This is a genomic window from Solirhodobacter olei (genome assembly GCF_004010155.1).
GTDB classification, from domain to species: domain Bacteria; phylum Pseudomonadota; class Alphaproteobacteria; order Rhodobacterales; family Rhodobacteraceae; genus Solirhodobacter; species Solirhodobacter olei.
In genome coordinates this window covers 1-455 of record NZ_RRYH01000101.1, presented here as the reverse complement: position 1 = coordinate 455, position 455 = coordinate 1, and the positions used below count along the sequence as shown (strand labels likewise).

Here is a 455-nt window from a genome sequence, read left to right as displayed (position 1 = left end):
CTCGCCAATCTCTGCCACAACTGCGGCGCCTGCTACGTGGAATGCCAGTTTGCGCCGCCACATGAGTTTGCGGTCAACGTGCCGGCGACGCTCGCCCGCGTCCGGGCCGAAAGCTACGCCCGATACGCTTGGCCCCGGGCGCTCGCGCCGCTCTTCGCGCGCAACGGGCTCGCGGTGGCCGTGGCGGTCGCGATTTGCGCTGCGGCCTTCATCGCCGGCACGGTCTGGGTCAGTGATCCCGGCGCCCTCTTCGCCAACGACGGACGGTTCTACCGCCTCATGCCGCATGCCGCGATGGCGTGGCTCTTCGGCGCGCTTGGCCTCTACGCGCTGCTCGCGCTCGCGCTGAGCCTCCGGGCCTTTCGCGCCGAGATCGGGCGCGACGCCGGGTTCGACCTGCCCCGCGCCACCCACGACGCCGCGACGCTACGATACCTCGACGGGGGCGGCCCTGG

1 pseudogene is annotated in these 455 nt (G+C 71.9%); it reads left to right on the top strand.

Annotated features, from left to right (window positions below):
* Window positions 1–455 (top strand): annotated as a pseudogene (gene tcuB / locus EIP85_RS22955) (tricarballylate utilization protein TcuB); the annotation flags it as partial.